Here is a 13,599-nt window from a genome sequence, read left to right on the forward strand (position 1 = left end):
GAGGGATCGTGGGGGAAACGGGGCAGGGATCGGGGTAAGCCGGCGTTGCGCCTCTTCTGGGCTGAACTTGAAACAGCACACGAAACACATGCGGCTAAGCCGTCGAAAAGACCGCAATGGGACCCCAATAAACCTTTTCATTCGCCGAACGACCGGTCGGAAAGCCTCTTGGATAATAGCTAAGAACAGGCTTTTGTGCAATGCAACATACGTGCTCTTTACTGCTATTCAGCAGGAGTTTTGCGTCGAAGTCGTCAAATTTCGTCAATCATTCGAATAACATTACGATTCACTTTCTTTCTCGAGTGCTGCGTCCGAGGGTTTGTCCGGACGCGACGCAGGTTGGCCCGTCGCCTTCGCCATACCTTGCTCATAACGCATCAGGTTCATGCCGGTATGCACGAGCGCAACATGCGAAAACGCCTGTGGGAAGTTACCCACCTGACGTTTCGCGACCGTGTCGTATTCCTCGGCCAGAAGGCCAACGTCGTTGGTGAGACCAAGCAATCGCTCGAACATTGCGTACGCTTCATCGTGGCGGCCCTGCAGCGCCAGGTTGTCGACCAGCCAGAAACTACACGCCAGAAACGTGCCTTCCCCCGGCGGCAGGCCATCCTCCACTTCCGTGGTGTGATAGCGCTTGACCAGCCCGTCGTGGGTGAGATCGCGCTCGATGGCGTGGAGCGTGCCAATCACGCGAGGATCTTCCGGCGGGAGGAAACCGAGCAGCGGAATCAATAGCAAGCTGGCATCGAGCGTATCGCCGCCGTATGTCTGCACGAACGAGTTCATCGACGGATTCCAGCTTTTCTCGCACACGTCCGCGTGAATGGTGGCGCGCAGGTTGCGCCAATGGTCGAGCGGACCTTCCAGGCCGAACTGTTCCGCCGATTTGATCGCGCGGTCGTAAGCCACCCACGCCATGACCTTCGACAAGGTGAATTGCTGACGCCCGCCGCGCGTCTCCCAAATGCCTTCGTCGGGTTCCTGCCAAACCGTGTCGAGATGATTGAGCATTGCGCGCTGGATTGACCAGACGGTGTCATCGGCCTGCAGGCCGCCCACGCGCGCGAGATGCAGCGCGTTCATGACTTCGCCGTAGACATCGAGTTGCAACTGGTTGACCGCGCCGTTGCCAATGCGCACCGGCTTTGAGTTCTCATAACCCGGCAGCCAGTCGACCTCCCACTCAGGCAAGCGCCGCTCGCCCGCAATGCCGTACATGATCTGCACCTGATCCGGCGATCCGGCCATCACGCGGCCCAGCCATGCGCGCCAGGCGCGGGCTTCGTCGTAGTACCCGCTGCGCATCATCGCGAGGAGGGTGATGGTGGCGTCGCGTAGCCAGCAGTATCGATAATCCCAGTTGCGCGTGCCGCCCAGTTGCTCCGGCAACGACGTGGTCGGCGCCGCGACAATCCCGCCAGTCGGTTCGTAGGCCAGCGCCTTGAGCGTGATCAGCGAGCGGCGGATGGCAGGACCCCAGCGGCCATCGAGATTGCTGCGCCCGGACCATTCCAGCCAGAAATTTTCGGTGCGCGCGAACTGCGTATGGGGATCGAGCGCGCGCGGCAGGCGCAAGTGCGATTGCGAATAAACGAGCGAGAAGGGGACGCGCTCACCCTCGCTCACGGTGAATTCGCCGATCGTGCGCATGTTTTCGCCGCTGAGTTCGATGGGCGTGCGCAACACGCAGAGATCAGGGCCGGCGATCGCGCGAATGCCGCTTTCATCGGGGAGCTTGCTGACCCAGGGAATGGAGGAACCGTAATCGAAGCGCAGCACCAGTTCCATCTTCATCTTCACCGTGCCGCGCCGTCCCACGACGATGCGCACAAGGTCGGACGCGCCATCGCGGACCGGCATGAAGTCGATAAGCGAAACTTTCCCGTCAGACGTTTCGAAGTCGGTTTCCAGGATCAGCGTGTCGCCGCGATATCGGCGCGTGATGACTGGTGGCGGAGCGCCATCGGGCAGGTCGGGCGTGATCAGCCAGCGGCCGTTTTCCGGCGTGCCCAGCAGGGCTGCAAAGCACGCGCCGGAATCGAAGCGCGGCCAGCACAGCCAGTCGATGGAGCCTTCTTTTGAAATCAGGGCGGCGGTGTGACCGTCGCCGACCAGGGCGTAGTCCTCGATCAATGCGGGCATAGGCTAGGAGAATGAAGTCGATGCGGCCGCAGTTCAGGCGCCGCGTGGTTGGGGGAGGCAAGCTTCCAGCCTTTCGAGCGTTCGATTATGAAGCGCATGCGGATTTCGCGTCTTTCGTGCTTGCTTGTCTAAAGTCGTGCGTGAAGTCGTGCGTCAAGTGTCTCAGGCATTTGCTGCAAGTTTCGGTCCGCCGCTTCGCGTTCAATCGGCCTTGCAATGGCCTTGCAAAAACGCAAGCGCAGGAAGGTTGAAAAAACTTGTGACAAATGCCTAGAATGAATCTTTGCGTCTGACGGATCGGCCAAGATAGCCATGCAGGTCTGCAATACAGGACCTGTTGATGCACGTCACGCGCGTCCTGCTTGCTTAACGTTTCGAGGACATCGAAAGTGAAAGCCATGCTGAATCCGTCGAGAGCTGATTGCATCGCCATCCTGTCGGCTGCGAGCCGTATCGCCGATCAAAACACGCTCCTGGATCTCAATTACAAGAATCTCGGCCTGTCCCGCAACGGGATGGAAACCGCTGCGTCGTTCCTGATCGAACGCGCTTGCTTCACGAGGTATCGCGAGATCGACGGGCATACCGCGGTAGGCGGCTTGTCGCTGCAGGGCCGCATGCGGCTCGATCAGCTTGCCAACAACTAAACCCGATTGCGCTGCGATTGCCCTGTATTAAGCAGCGCTGGGGTTTGATTCCAGACCATTTTTCGGCGCGCGGGATCGCGAATTGCGACCCCGCGTTCAGCGTTTGCACGTCGCCAGGAACCACGTTTGGAACCTCGCTCCCATAACAGCGTCTTAAGGAGCGCGTCGCGGGTGGCATCGCTACGGCGATGTTCGGGATGCCGGCGTCAGAAGTGGGTCGCGCTTAGTCCGAACACGCCGATCAGTCCGATGATGATGAGGTAGATCGCGACGATGAAGTTAAGCAGGCGCGGCACGATCAAGATCAGAATGCCTGCGATCAGTGCAACCAGCGGTCCGAGGCTCAGATGGATATCCATGGTGACTCCTTGTTGATATTTTGATGGGAATGGGTGTGCATCAGGTCTACGTCAGGTCTGCATCATGCGCCGAAGCGATGACCGGTGACAATTGGGACAATCGGGCGCATTCCTTGGCTCGCGTACCTTGCAGCAAGCTTGATGCAAGTTTGAACAACCTGAAAACAAGCCGTAATAACGAACGATCAGGAGGCGGTATGCAATTGGCAGATTTCACTCACTTCACTTCTCATTTCAGCTACTTCAACTATTTCGCTCGTTTGACGGGTTTTAGCTTTCGGTTTCCTCATTTACCTTCCGCGTTCCATGTCCGGGGCTTCGCTTCCACGCAAAGTTCGTGCCGCAGCGTTGGGTCGACCGCTGTGTCCAAGTCTGAACGTCCGGCTGCGCGACTGCACTTGATGTCGAAAGGCGTCGCGGCGGGCGTGGCCGCTGTGTTGTCGGTTGCCGGGCCTCAAGCGTTTGCGCAAGGGGCGGGGACGACCGCCGGCACGTCGACAACTGCGTCCGGTACGTCCGGTATGTCGAGCAACGGCGTATTCGACCTGCTCGTGGGCACCTATACCGGCAGCGGCAAGAGCGAGGGTATCTATGTGTATCGCTTCGATACGGGCACCGGCGAGATCACGCGGCTCTCATCCGCGCAGGCGGTGAATCCGTCTTACCTTGTGGTGAGCAAGGATCGACAGCATGTCTACGCCGTGAATGAACTTCCTGGCGACAACGGACCCGCTTCGCAACGCGGCGGCATCAGCGCTTTCCGTTTCGATCCGCCGAGCGGGCAGCTCACCTTCGTGAACCGCGTCTCCTCCGATGGCAACGATCCCGCGTATCTCGCTTTATCGCCGGATGGCCGTTATTTGCTCACGGCCAACTACTCGGTGGCATCGAATCCGGGCGGCAGCTTTGCCGTGTTTCCGCTGCAAGGTGACCAGGTGGGTCCGTCCGTGCTGACCGTGCATCACGACGGCAGCGGTCCCGTGAAAGGGCGTCAGGACAATTCGCATGTGCATTCCACGGTGTTTTCGCCCGACGGCCGTTATCTGTTCGCGCAGGATTTGGGCGCCGACCAGGTCTATTCGTATCGATACACACCCGACGGCAGCCGCGGCTTGTTCGGCCCGACCGAGTCACGCTATACGCTTGTGAAACCAGGCTCCGGACCGCGGCACCTGATCTTCGATCAAGCCGGCAAACACGCGTACCTCACGACCGAAATGAATGCGTCGGTAATGGTGTACGACTATGACGACGGCAAGCTCACGTTGAAACAAACCTTGCCGATGACGCAGCCCGGCTTCAAGGGCAAGGTGGGCGGTGGCGCGATCCATATGTCGCCGGATGGCCGTTTTCTGTATGCCACCAATCGCGGCGATGCCAACGAAATACTGACCTACGCCGTGAATCCGTCCGATGGTCATCTCAAGCTGCTTGGCCGCAATTCGTCGCTCGGCAAAACGCCGCGCGAATTTGCTATCGATCCGACCGGACGCTGGTTGATCGTCGGTAATCAGGACAGCGACAGCGCGTACTTTTTCCGGCGCAATCCAGACACAGGCGAACTCGCGTCCGATCCGAAGCGCCTGGAGATTGGTTCGCCGGTCGATTTCAAGTTTGTTTCGCCATCCTGAAGATTGTTTTTTCATCTGTGCGGGTCGTCGTGCATTGTCCGTGCGTTGATACACGAACACGACTCGCGCAGTTTCTTGATTCTCAAGTAACAAGGTTTCGTTTAACCGGTAAGGCCGGGATTGTCCTGGTATTGAAGGAAGTCAACGTTGAATATTACGTCAGCAGTTAGCACCCAGTCTGGTTCCACCACCGGCGGCGCTTCACAAAACGCGCCGCCGGGTTTCATCTGCGCGTTCCGCTTTGCCGGCGCGGAGGCTTTGCGGCTGTCCTGGGACGAGGCGCGTCGCGAGATCGTGGGCGATGGCCCCACGTGGCTGCATTTGAGCGCGAACGACGACACCGTCGAAAGCTGGTTGACCGGCGTGACCGCGATGCCCGATGTCGCGCGTGAATTCCTGAACGGTGAAGACAAGCGCCCGCGCGTGCATATGGGCGGGACGTTCATGTACGGCGTGGTGGCTGATCTGGAGCGCGTCGCCGAAACGCCCGACGCCGATCCGAACGCGCAGGCCACGCGCCGGGCAACCGGCGCGCTGCGCTTTTACGTCGATAAGAACCGCATGATTACCGTGCGCGCACAGCCGTTGCAATCGACTGACCGGCTGCGTCATGCCGTGCTCGAAGGCGCCGTGTTCCGCGATACCGTCGATCTTTTCGCCGGGTTAATCCGGGCGTTGAACGAGACGTTCGCGGATCGTATCGATGAAATCGGCGACCGGCTCGACGACGTCGAGGAGGGCGTGTTAGATGGTCGTCACTCGAACTGGCGTGCGGAGCTGGGCTCGGTGCGCAGGCGGCTGGTGGAGGTGAAGCGGTTCGTGGATCCTGAGCGCAATGCATTGACGCAACTTGTTCTGCGCCGGCTCGAATGGGCGGAGCCCCGATCGATGGAAACGCTGATCCAGGCAATTCAGGTGCTTAACGGGCTGGCCGCCGGGCTCGAGGCGCAATACGAACGGGCAAAGCTTCTGCAGGATGAGATTGCTGCGTTGCTCTCGGAAGATATCAACCGCAAGCTGCTGTGGCTCGCGGTCATGTCTGCGTTGCTGATGCCTGCAACGCTTGTGTCCGGCATCTTCGGCATGAACGTGGCCGGGCTGCCCGGCACGCATGACCGTTATTCGTTCTTGATCGTGATGGGCGTGATGGCTGTCTGCGCCGCTTTCACGCTGTATTTGTTGCGGCGCTTGCGATTGTGGTGACCTGATTGTGTGTGGGCGGTGCCGGGCGCTAAAGCCGCTTGAGCACCGCCAGCCGCTAACCAGCAGCCGCTTATTCCGATGGTCCCGGTGCGAGCACTTCGCGGTTCCCGTTCGTGCCCATCGGCGATACCAGGCCCGCTGTTTCCATCTGTTCGACCAGCCGCGCTGCGCGGTTATAGCCAATGCGCAATTGCCGCTGCACCGAGGAAATCGATGCACGGCGCGTGCGCAATACGAACGATACGGCTTCGTCGTAGAGCGGATCGGCCTCGGCATCCGGTGTGTCGCCGAACAGGTCCGGCGTGCCGCCTTCGGGCGTCGGACCCGACAAGATCCCTTCCTCGTACTCCGGTTCGCCGAACTGCTTCAGGTACTCCACCACGCTATGCACTTCCTCGTCCGCGACAAACGCACCATGCACGCGCTGCGGATAACCGGTGCCGGGCGGCAGGAACAACATGTCGCCGGCGCCGAGCAGGGACTCCGCGCCCATCTGGTCAAGGATGGTCCGCGAGTCGATCTTCGATGACACCTGGAACGCCACCCGCGTCGGAATGTTCGCCTTGATCAGCCCGGTAATCACATCCACCGACGGCCGCTGCGTCGCCAAAATCAGGTGAATGCCGGCGGCGCGCGCCTTCTGCGCGAGTCGCGCGATCAACTGCTCGATCTGCTTGCCCGCGACCATCATCAAGTCCGCGAGCTCGTCGATGACGACCACGATCATCGGCAATTTGGCGAGCGGTTCGGGTGCGTCGGGCGTGAGTGAAAACGGGTTCGTCAGCTTCTTGCCCGCCGCTTCGGCATTGCGGATTTTCTGGTTGAAACCCTGCAGATTACGCACGCCCACCGCCGACATCAGCTTGTAGCGCTTCTCCATTTCCCCGACACACCAGTTCAGTGCGTTCGCGGCCAGCTTCATGTCGGTGACGACCGGCGCGAGCAGATGCGGAATGCCCTCGTAGACGGACAGTTCGAGCATCTTCGGGTCGATCATGATCAGGCGCACGTCTTCCGGTTTCGCCTTGTACAGCAGCGAGAGGATCATCGCGTTGATGGCGACCGACTTGCCCGAACCCGTTGTGCCCGCGACCAGCATGTGCGGCGCGCGCGCGAGATCGGTGACGACCGGATTGCCGACGATGTCCTTGCCCATCGCAATCGTGAGGAACGACTTCGAGTCGCGGTAGACATCGGCTTCCAGGATTTCGGAGAGCCGGATCATCTGCCGTTTGGCGTTCGGCAATTCGAGCCCCATGCATGTCTTGCCGGGAATGGTTTCGACCACGCGGATCGATGTCAGTCCGAGCCCGCGAGACAGGTCCTTCATCAGGCCGACAATCTGGCTGCCGCGTACGCCGAGCGCCGGTTCGACTTCGAAGCGCGTGATGACCGGTCCCGCCGATGCACCGACCACGGTCACCGGCACCTTGAATTCCTGCAGGCGCTGCTCGATCAGCTGGCCCGTTTCGGCGAGATGTTGCTCGGAGACGGGTTCGACTTCGTCGGATGCCGGTTCGAGGAGATCCAGGCCGGGGAGATCGACAGCCGATGCAGCCGGCGCGTGGAACTCGAATTCGGTGGCGATGAAACCGCGGACGGGCGGCCGGGATTCGGGTTGAGGCACGGCGATATCAGGCGATGGAGCCGGGGGCGTATTCGTGTTCGCTCGCGGGAAGTGGACGACGTTCGACGCGGGGTCCGTGTTCGGGTGTGTTTGTGCTTGTGTTTCGGACGCGCGTTGCCATTCTGTTTCGCTCGTGCGGTCGGTTGGCGTTTGCGTCGTGTAGCCGTTCGAGGTGAGATGCGCGGACGTAGCGTCCGTTTCGTCTGGCGCGGCGTGCGACGACTCGACGACGCTGAGCGGTGCGCGCGTTTCTACTTGCCACGGCGGTGTGTTGACTTGATCGGACCGCGCAGTTGCTGAGGTTTCCGATACCGGCGATATCGGTGTCGCCGGGACGATGTCACGCGTCGTCTGCACGGGATGCGTTTGCCCGGCGCGGACGGCCCACGGCGGGAGATCGGCGAGATGAGCCGGCGTGTATGCTGGCGTGGTCTTCGGCGCTGAAGGTTCCGGGCGCGGAAATGAACCCGAATCGTTCGGTGAATTGGGCGCGGAGTTGCCTGCAATACTGGATGAGATTGGGCGCGCGGTTGTATCGATATTGGCCGGCGCTGTCTGATTCAACGTCCGATGCGTGGTCTCGTCGATTTCAGTCCGATGCACGGGCGGGTTCGACAACGGATTCGAATGCGCGTCGATCGATTGCGTCGTGACCGGGGCGGTTGCCTGTGTCTGTTGGACACCGATGTCACGGGCTGTCGGCGATTCGGGATAGGGCAGGGCGCCGTTGGTATGGATTGCCCCGGCGTTCGTGCTGGTATCGGGCTGTGTCGGCTCGCGCACGATCGTCTGGGCGCCCGGAGTAAAGGTGTAGCCATCGCGTGGCGATGCGCTCGACGAATACGTGCCCGCTACATTCGATGCAACCATCGACGCAACGCCCTCCGCCATTGCTGGCTGGCTAGGCGTCATCGGTGTTGTCGGCGATGGAATATTCGTGCCTGACACCGGAGGCGAATCGGAAGCGATTGAGGCCTTCGCGAGATCCGTCGCATTCGGTGTCGGTGTGCTGGGCGTTGAGTGACCTGCACTTAGCGGCAATGCAGAAACGGCCGAGGGCATCGAAGGAACCGAACCCTCAGAACTAGCCGAAGCGGTCGGCGCATCGGGCGAACCCAAAGCGTGCAAAGCCGCGGCATCGCGTCCTTCATCTGCACGGCTCGCATCGGGCAACGCTTCCGCGTCCCGCGCGGCATCGGCGCTACCTGGGCGCGTCCATTGCGCCGTGCTTTGCTCGATAGAGCGCAGCGTTTCCTTGATACGTTCAGGCGCCGGCGGCGGCCCGGCGGGTCTGACGGGAGCGCCTGCGGATGCTGTTGTCGCAGCAAAAAAAGATTCGCTCGATACGACCGGAGGCATCGATTTGCCGCGCGCCGGGTTTATCGATGTATTGCGTGAAGCGGCGTGCGAAACGCTGGAGGAACCCGGCACGCTCCGATTCAGCGATGAACGCGAAACGTCCGCACGAGAAGGGTCGATTGCACGCGTTGTCGATGTCTGGGCGACCCTCGGCGGCACGGCACCCGGCGTTCCCCCCGAGGTCCTCACATCACCTGCCGCATTCGCGACCCGCGTGGCGCCAGCCGATGCCGCGCCTGTCGCCGCCGCGCTCGCGACGGCTCCCGTTGCCCGCGTCCCAGACGACGAACCCGACGACGTTCCCGCCGGCGCGTCCGTCTTCAACCAACCAGCCGGCGCGACAGGTTCGAGCGGCTCCCGCGCTCCCGCTCCACGACCGCTGTGCGCAGCGGCGGGGCGTGCATCGGGAAATCGGTCCGAATAGGCGTTGCTGTCCGTACCCGGCTCACGATGATTCGGCGACAACGGTTCGCTTGGACGCGCGGCTTCGGGTCCACGCAGCGGCCGCTCTGCGTCGCTACGCCGGGCCGGCTGCGGGCGCCAGACGGTTGGTCGCTGATAACGGCTGTTTGGACGTTGCGTCGCTGTCGGCAAGCCGAGGGCCGGCGCATCGTGTGAGGTTCTGCCCGACGTCGTGACGCCGCTTCCAACCGTGCCTCCGGCCTTGAAACTGCCGAGGCCCGGGCCCGTGCCCCGCGTTTCCGACTTGTCGCGCGATGCCCGCCCACGCGCCGGTCTCTCGCGGACTGTCCGTTCGCGCGGCGAGAACCACTCGGGTTTGAGCCCCAGGCCGAATGCGCCGTTTGCCCAGCCAAAAGTGTCGCGCCACTGGAATCCGCAGAGCCACGGCAAACTGATGAAAAACACGACGGCCGCACCGGCCCCCACGCTCAGCGCAGCCGGCGTGCTGACGACGCCGGCATGTCCGCCCAGGCCGAATAACAGCGCGTGGCCGAGATGGTTGACATCGGCGGCGAATGTGAACGAATGGAACAGCGCGGCTTCGAGCGCGCAGCTCGCGAGGAGCACGCAGAAGAAACCGAGCCAAAGCCGGATCGTGCCCGGACCGCGCAGACCGCCGCCGTTGGGCAGAACGGACTTGACGATGCGCCAGAGAAGGGGGATGAACCAGACGGCCGAAGCACCGAACCAGCCGAAAACTACCGTGTGCATGCAAGGAACCAGGAATGATGTAAGCGATGTGAGCAGCGAACCCAGGCTCGGACAAAGATGAATCGATACCGCCGAGTTTAACCGCCATGAACGCGGCGAGCGCGGGCGGTAGTCAAGCAATCAAGCAATCAAGCTTTCGGCCGCTCGTGACGATTGATGCATCGAAACGATGTTGGCCGGGTCGGAGGGGCGTTTATCGAGCGTTCAGAGATGAGCAGCCCAGGCGAAATCAAAACGTTCATCGCGGTCAAACGTCTGGACGCCGGTTGCCTTAAACCCCCACCTTCAAAAACCTTAACCCTGCAACCCGGCCTTCATCGACCTTGATTAAGGCTTTGCGACGCGTGTGAACGTCATCACGTCGCCGTTCTTGAGCGTGATCTGCAACTGTTGTGGCGGCTGCATTTGCACACCGGTCTTTTCGATATCCGCCAGGCCCCGGAGGAACGGTTGTTCGAGCGCGCTGCCGGGTCCCGACGCGCAGGCCATACGCGTGCTCGCAAGGGGCCCGAACGAAAGCGCGCCGCCGGCCAGATTGTAGGTGCCGGTGAAACTGTTGCATCCGGAAAAGCCGTTCGCTTTGCGTTGGCCGCTTAGCGTCGAAAAATTCAGGGTGATCGGTGCTGCGCCAGCGCTACTACTACCGCTAGCGGCATCGGCCGGAGCGGTCGGAACCGGGCGCGTTTTGCCGTCGGCATTGGCCCAACTGGTGAGTTGCCATTGGGTATCGTCGAGAAGCTGGGTCGCGGCCGGGTTGTAAGGATCGGTCGGCGGCGCGGCGCTGTCTGGATGCGTCGGCATCGTGCAGCCCGCCAGCGCGGCGCCGAAAACCACCGCGGCAATAGACGCCATGGCGGCAAATGATTGCCTGGAACGCGGGAACGCAGCATGGACCCGGCTGCGCGCCGAAACACGCGCAGGTTGCGAACGGGAAGGCTGCATCGACATGGAATTTCCTTGGGGCTGGCAAAACCGTAAGGGTATCGCACTCGTCCTAAGATTGACCAAGGCAGATTGCGGCAAAGTCATTGCAACATGTAAAGAAAAGTGAGCCGAAGCCTCTGTTCGATGAAGCGAAAGCCTTCACCCGGGCGGTTGCCGGCAAAGCTAATCGCCGTCCTGGATCTGACAAGTCCCGGCTGCAAACACAACACCGGTCGCGTGTGGAAAAGGGTCCGCGTGTTAACATCGCGGACTTAACAGGCCTCTTTTTCTGGAGCATCCATGCAGAGCGCGAAGTCCGCTGCGTCCGCCGTTTCTTCCCCTCAATCCGGCGTGCAGCCGACGAAAATCGGTACGCCGCTCACGCCCGGCGCGACGCGCGTGATGCTGCTCGGCGCGGGCGAACTCGGCAAGGAAGTGATCATCGCGTTGCAGCGGCTCGGCGTGGAGACGATCGCGGTCGACCGTTACGCCGATGCCCCCGGCCATCAGGTCGCGCATCGCTCGCACGTGATCGACATGACCGACGGCGCGGCGTTGCGGGCGTTGATCGAAGCCGAACGGCCGCATCTGATCGTGCCGGAGATCGAGGCCATAGCAACCGATACCCTCGCTGAAATCGAAGCTGAGCAACTCGCCGTCGTGATCCCGACGGCGCGCGCGACCCAGCTCACCATGAATCGCGAAGGCATCCGCCGACTCGCCGCTGAAACGCTCGGCCTGCCCACTTCTCCGTATGCGTTCGCCGAGTCGCTGGACGAGATGACGGCGGCTATCGGCAAGATCGGCTTTCCGTGCGTGGTGAAGCCGGTGATGTCGTCGTCGGGCAAGGGGCAGTCGGTGCTCAAGAGCGCGGCGGATATCGAACCCGCCTGGCAGCACGCGATGGCCGGCGGCCGCGTCAATCATGGGCGCGTGATCGTGGAAGGGTTTATCGATTTCGAGTACGAGATTACGCAGCTCACCGTGCGCGCAGTCAATCCGGAAACGGGCGATCTCCAGACGTATTTTTGCGAGCCGATCGGCCATGTCCAGGTGGCGGGCGACTACGTGGAATCGTGGCAACCGCAGGCAATGAGCGCCGTGGCGCTCGAAAAGTCACGCAATGTTGCCGCGAAGGTCACCACGGCGCTGGGCGGCCGTGGATTGTTCGGCGTCGAATTGTTCGTGCGCGGCGACGACGTCTGGTTCTCCGAAGTCAGTCCGCGACCGCATGACACGGGCCTGGTCACGCTCGCCACGCAGCGCTTCTCCGAATTCGACCTGCACGCGCGCGCGATCCTCGGTCTTCCCGTCGATACAACGTTGCGCGCGCCGGGTGCATCGGCGGTCATTTATGGCGGGCTGGACGAAGCAGGTGTCGCGTTCGAAGGCGTCGCCGAGGCGCTCGCGGTGCCGGATTCGGACCTGCGATTGTTCGGCAAACCGGAAAGTTTTGCGAAGCGCCGCATGGGCGTCGCGCTCGCCACCGGACGCGATACCGACGAAGCGCGGGAACGCGCGAAGCTGGCCGCGTCTAAGGTAAGACCCGTCTCCACTCGATGACGGCAACACGCCGCTCGTGGCGAGTTTTTCGCGAGCGGCACGGAGGTTTCAAGTGAAATGGTGTGCAATGGTCGCGCTGTGCGCGACGTTGGTGGGTTTGGCCGGGTGCGGCGTTGCGGCAGCGCCGTGCCGGGTGGCATCGGCGGGATTGAAGATGGTGCCGCTGGTCGGCCATGTCGCGGCGGCGCCGACCGACGCGTGCGCGGGCGTTATCGATCCGTGAGGAGCAGTGGCTTAGGGCATGCACGGCTGATTCACCGGGAAAGAAGTGACGAAAGGATGGAAAGATGAAGGATGGAATGAAGGGAATGAAGGGAATGTTGGTGGAAAGGATCGGACGAATCATCAGATCGACGGCAATGACCGCCGGTGCGCTGTGTCTGATTGTCGTGAGCCATTCGGCGACCGCGATGCCGCTGACCGTGCCGCAGATCCAGACGGCGACGGCCAACACGCTGCGTTACGCGTGCCGCGGTGGCAGCACGCTGACCGTGCAATACATGAACACGAAGAACAAGCAGAGTTTTGCGCTGCTGACCGTCGATGGCCGCAAGATGTTGTTTGTGAATGTCCTGTCGGGATCAGGGGCGAAATACGTTGCCGATCACTACACGTGGTGGACAAAAGGCCCTGAAGGCACGCTCACCGACGACACCGCCGATCCGAAATCCGCACCCATGCTTTCTGAGTGCAAGACACAAAGCTAGCGACTCGTTCGACCGCAAGATGAAAACAGAGCCCGTTCCGATTCGCGTCGGAACGGGCTCTTTGCATCCGATGCCCCCGCCGCCGTCCGCGACACCAAATGGCGATCCGGAGTAAGGTTGTATTCGCACGCGCAAACCGCGTGCGGTCGACTGACCATAAACGGACGGGCGGGTGCCGCGCGGCCTACGTGTAGCCTGCTTCAGTAGCACCCGGTCCATTGCATTCCCGTCTTTTGCACGGCATTCACCGTGCACGCC

10 protein-coding genes are annotated in these 13,599 nt (G+C 61.7%); 6 read left to right on the top strand and 4 right to left on the bottom strand.

Annotated elements, in window-relative coordinates; genetic code table 11:
• Positions 1-282: 282 nt before the first annotated feature.
• The gene (locus tag ACMX25_RS03050; protein ID WP_414948077.1) at positions 283-2,148 is read right to left on the bottom strand and encodes a glycoside hydrolase family 15 protein; all 1,866 of its coding nucleotides are present in this window, start codon (positions 2,146-2,148) and stop codon (positions 283-285) included.
• A 398-nt stretch (positions 2,149-2,546) separates the two neighbouring features.
• On the opposite strand from ACMX25_RS03050, the gene ACMX25_RS03055 reads away from it, so the two are divergent.
• Positions 2,547-2,795 carry a hypothetical protein gene (locus ACMX25_RS03055; RefSeq protein ID WP_414948301.1) on the top strand — a complete coding sequence of 83 codons (249 nt, stop codon included), beginning with the start codon at positions 2,547-2,549 and terminating at the stop codon, positions 2,793-2,795.
• A 206-nt stretch (positions 2,796-3,001) separates the two neighbouring features.
• On the opposite strand, the gene ACMX25_RS03060 is transcribed toward ACMX25_RS03055, so the two are convergent.
• Positions 3,002-3,154: a DUF3096 domain-containing protein gene (locus ACMX25_RS03060; protein ID WP_158936575.1), complete on the bottom strand. Its 153-nt coding sequence runs from the start codon at positions 3,152-3,154 to the stop codon at positions 3,002-3,004.
• A gap of 401 nt (positions 3,155-3,555) precedes the next feature.
• Between ACMX25_RS03060 and ACMX25_RS03065 the strand changes: the two genes are divergently transcribed.
• Together ACMX25_RS03065 and ACMX25_RS03070 are read left to right on the top strand one after the other, a co-directional pair.
• The gene (locus tag ACMX25_RS03065; protein ID WP_414948078.1) at positions 3,556-4,785 is read left to right on the top strand and encodes a lactonase family protein; all 1,230 of its coding nucleotides are present in this window, start codon (positions 3,556-3,558) and stop codon (positions 4,783-4,785) included.
• Between the two features lie 147 nt (positions 4,786-4,932).
• Entirely contained in the window at positions 4,933-5,988 is a 1,056-nt protein-coding gene (locus ACMX25_RS03070; protein WP_414948079.1) for a transporter, read from the top strand.
• Positions 5,989-6,058: 70 nt separating this feature from the next.
• On the opposite strand, the gene ACMX25_RS03075 is transcribed toward ACMX25_RS03070, so the two are convergent.
• Entirely contained in the window at positions 6,059-10,147 is a 4,089-nt protein-coding gene (locus tag ACMX25_RS03075) for a DNA translocase FtsK (RefSeq protein ID WP_414948080.1), read from the bottom strand.
• 327 nt (positions 10,148-10,474) lie between these two features.
• A complete protein-coding gene (locus ACMX25_RS03080) occupies positions 10,475-10,999 on the bottom strand; it encodes an META domain-containing protein (protein ID WP_414948302.1) in 525 nt (174 codons plus the stop codon).
• A 372-nt stretch (positions 11,000-11,371) separates the two neighbouring features.
• On the opposite strand from ACMX25_RS03080, the gene purT reads away from it, so the two are divergent.
• From purT to ACMX25_RS03095, 3 genes are all read left to right on the top strand, one after another.
• Entirely contained in the window at positions 11,372-12,634 is a 1,263-nt protein-coding gene (gene purT / locus ACMX25_RS03085) for a formate-dependent phosphoribosylglycinamide formyltransferase (protein WP_414948081.1), read from the top strand.
• Between the two features lie 67 nt (positions 12,635-12,701).
• On the top strand, positions 12,702-12,857 hold the full coding sequence (locus tag ACMX25_RS03090) for a DUF6726 family protein (RefSeq protein WP_346730470.1): 156 nt from the start codon (positions 12,702-12,704) through the stop codon (positions 12,855-12,857).
• Positions 12,858-12,921: 64 nt separating this feature from the next.
• The gene (locus ACMX25_RS03095; protein WP_414948082.1) at positions 12,922-13,341 is read left to right on the top strand and encodes an MliC family protein; all 420 of its coding nucleotides are present in this window, start codon (positions 12,922-12,924) and stop codon (positions 13,339-13,341) included.
• Positions 13,342-13,599 lie beyond the last annotated feature (258 nt).

It is taken from the genome of Caballeronia eucalypticola (genome assembly GCF_047608185.1).
Taxonomy (GTDB): domain Bacteria; phylum Pseudomonadota; class Gammaproteobacteria; order Burkholderiales; family Burkholderiaceae; genus Caballeronia.

Excerpts from the sequence above, each read along its gene's own strand:
- ACMX25_RS03050 (WP_414948077.1), bottom strand. The coding sequence starts at position 2,148 with ATGCCCGCATTGATCGAGGACTACGCCCTGGTCGGCGACGGTCACACC.
- ACMX25_RS03055 (WP_414948301.1), top strand. The coding sequence starts at position 2,547 with ATGCTGAATCCGTCGAGAGCTGATTGCATCGCCATCCTGTCGGCTGCG.
- ACMX25_RS03060 (WP_158936575.1), bottom strand. The coding sequence starts at position 3,154 with ATGGATATCCATCTGAGCCTCGGACCGCTGGTTGCACTGATCGCAGGC.
- ACMX25_RS03065 (WP_414948078.1), top strand. The coding sequence starts at position 3,556 with ATGTCGAAAGGCGTCGCGGCGGGCGTGGCCGCTGTGTTGTCGGTTGCC.
- ACMX25_RS03075 (WP_414948080.1), bottom strand. The coding sequence starts at position 10,147 with ATGCACACGGTAGTTTTCGGCTGGTTCGGTGCTTCGGCCGTCTGGTTC.
- ACMX25_RS03080 (WP_414948302.1), bottom strand. The coding sequence starts at position 10,999 with ATGGCGTCTATTGCCGCGGTGGTTTTCGGCGCCGCGCTGGCGGGCTGC.
- purT (WP_414948081.1), top strand. The coding sequence starts at position 11,372 with ATGCAGAGCGCGAAGTCCGCTGCGTCCGCCGTTTCTTCCCCTCAATCC.
- ACMX25_RS03090 (WP_346730470.1), top strand. The coding sequence starts at position 12,702 with ATGGTCGCGCTGTGCGCGACGTTGGTGGGTTTGGCCGGGTGCGGCGTT.
- ACMX25_RS03095 (WP_414948082.1), top strand. The coding sequence starts at position 12,922 with ATGAAGGATGGAATGAAGGGAATGAAGGGAATGTTGGTGGAAAGGATC.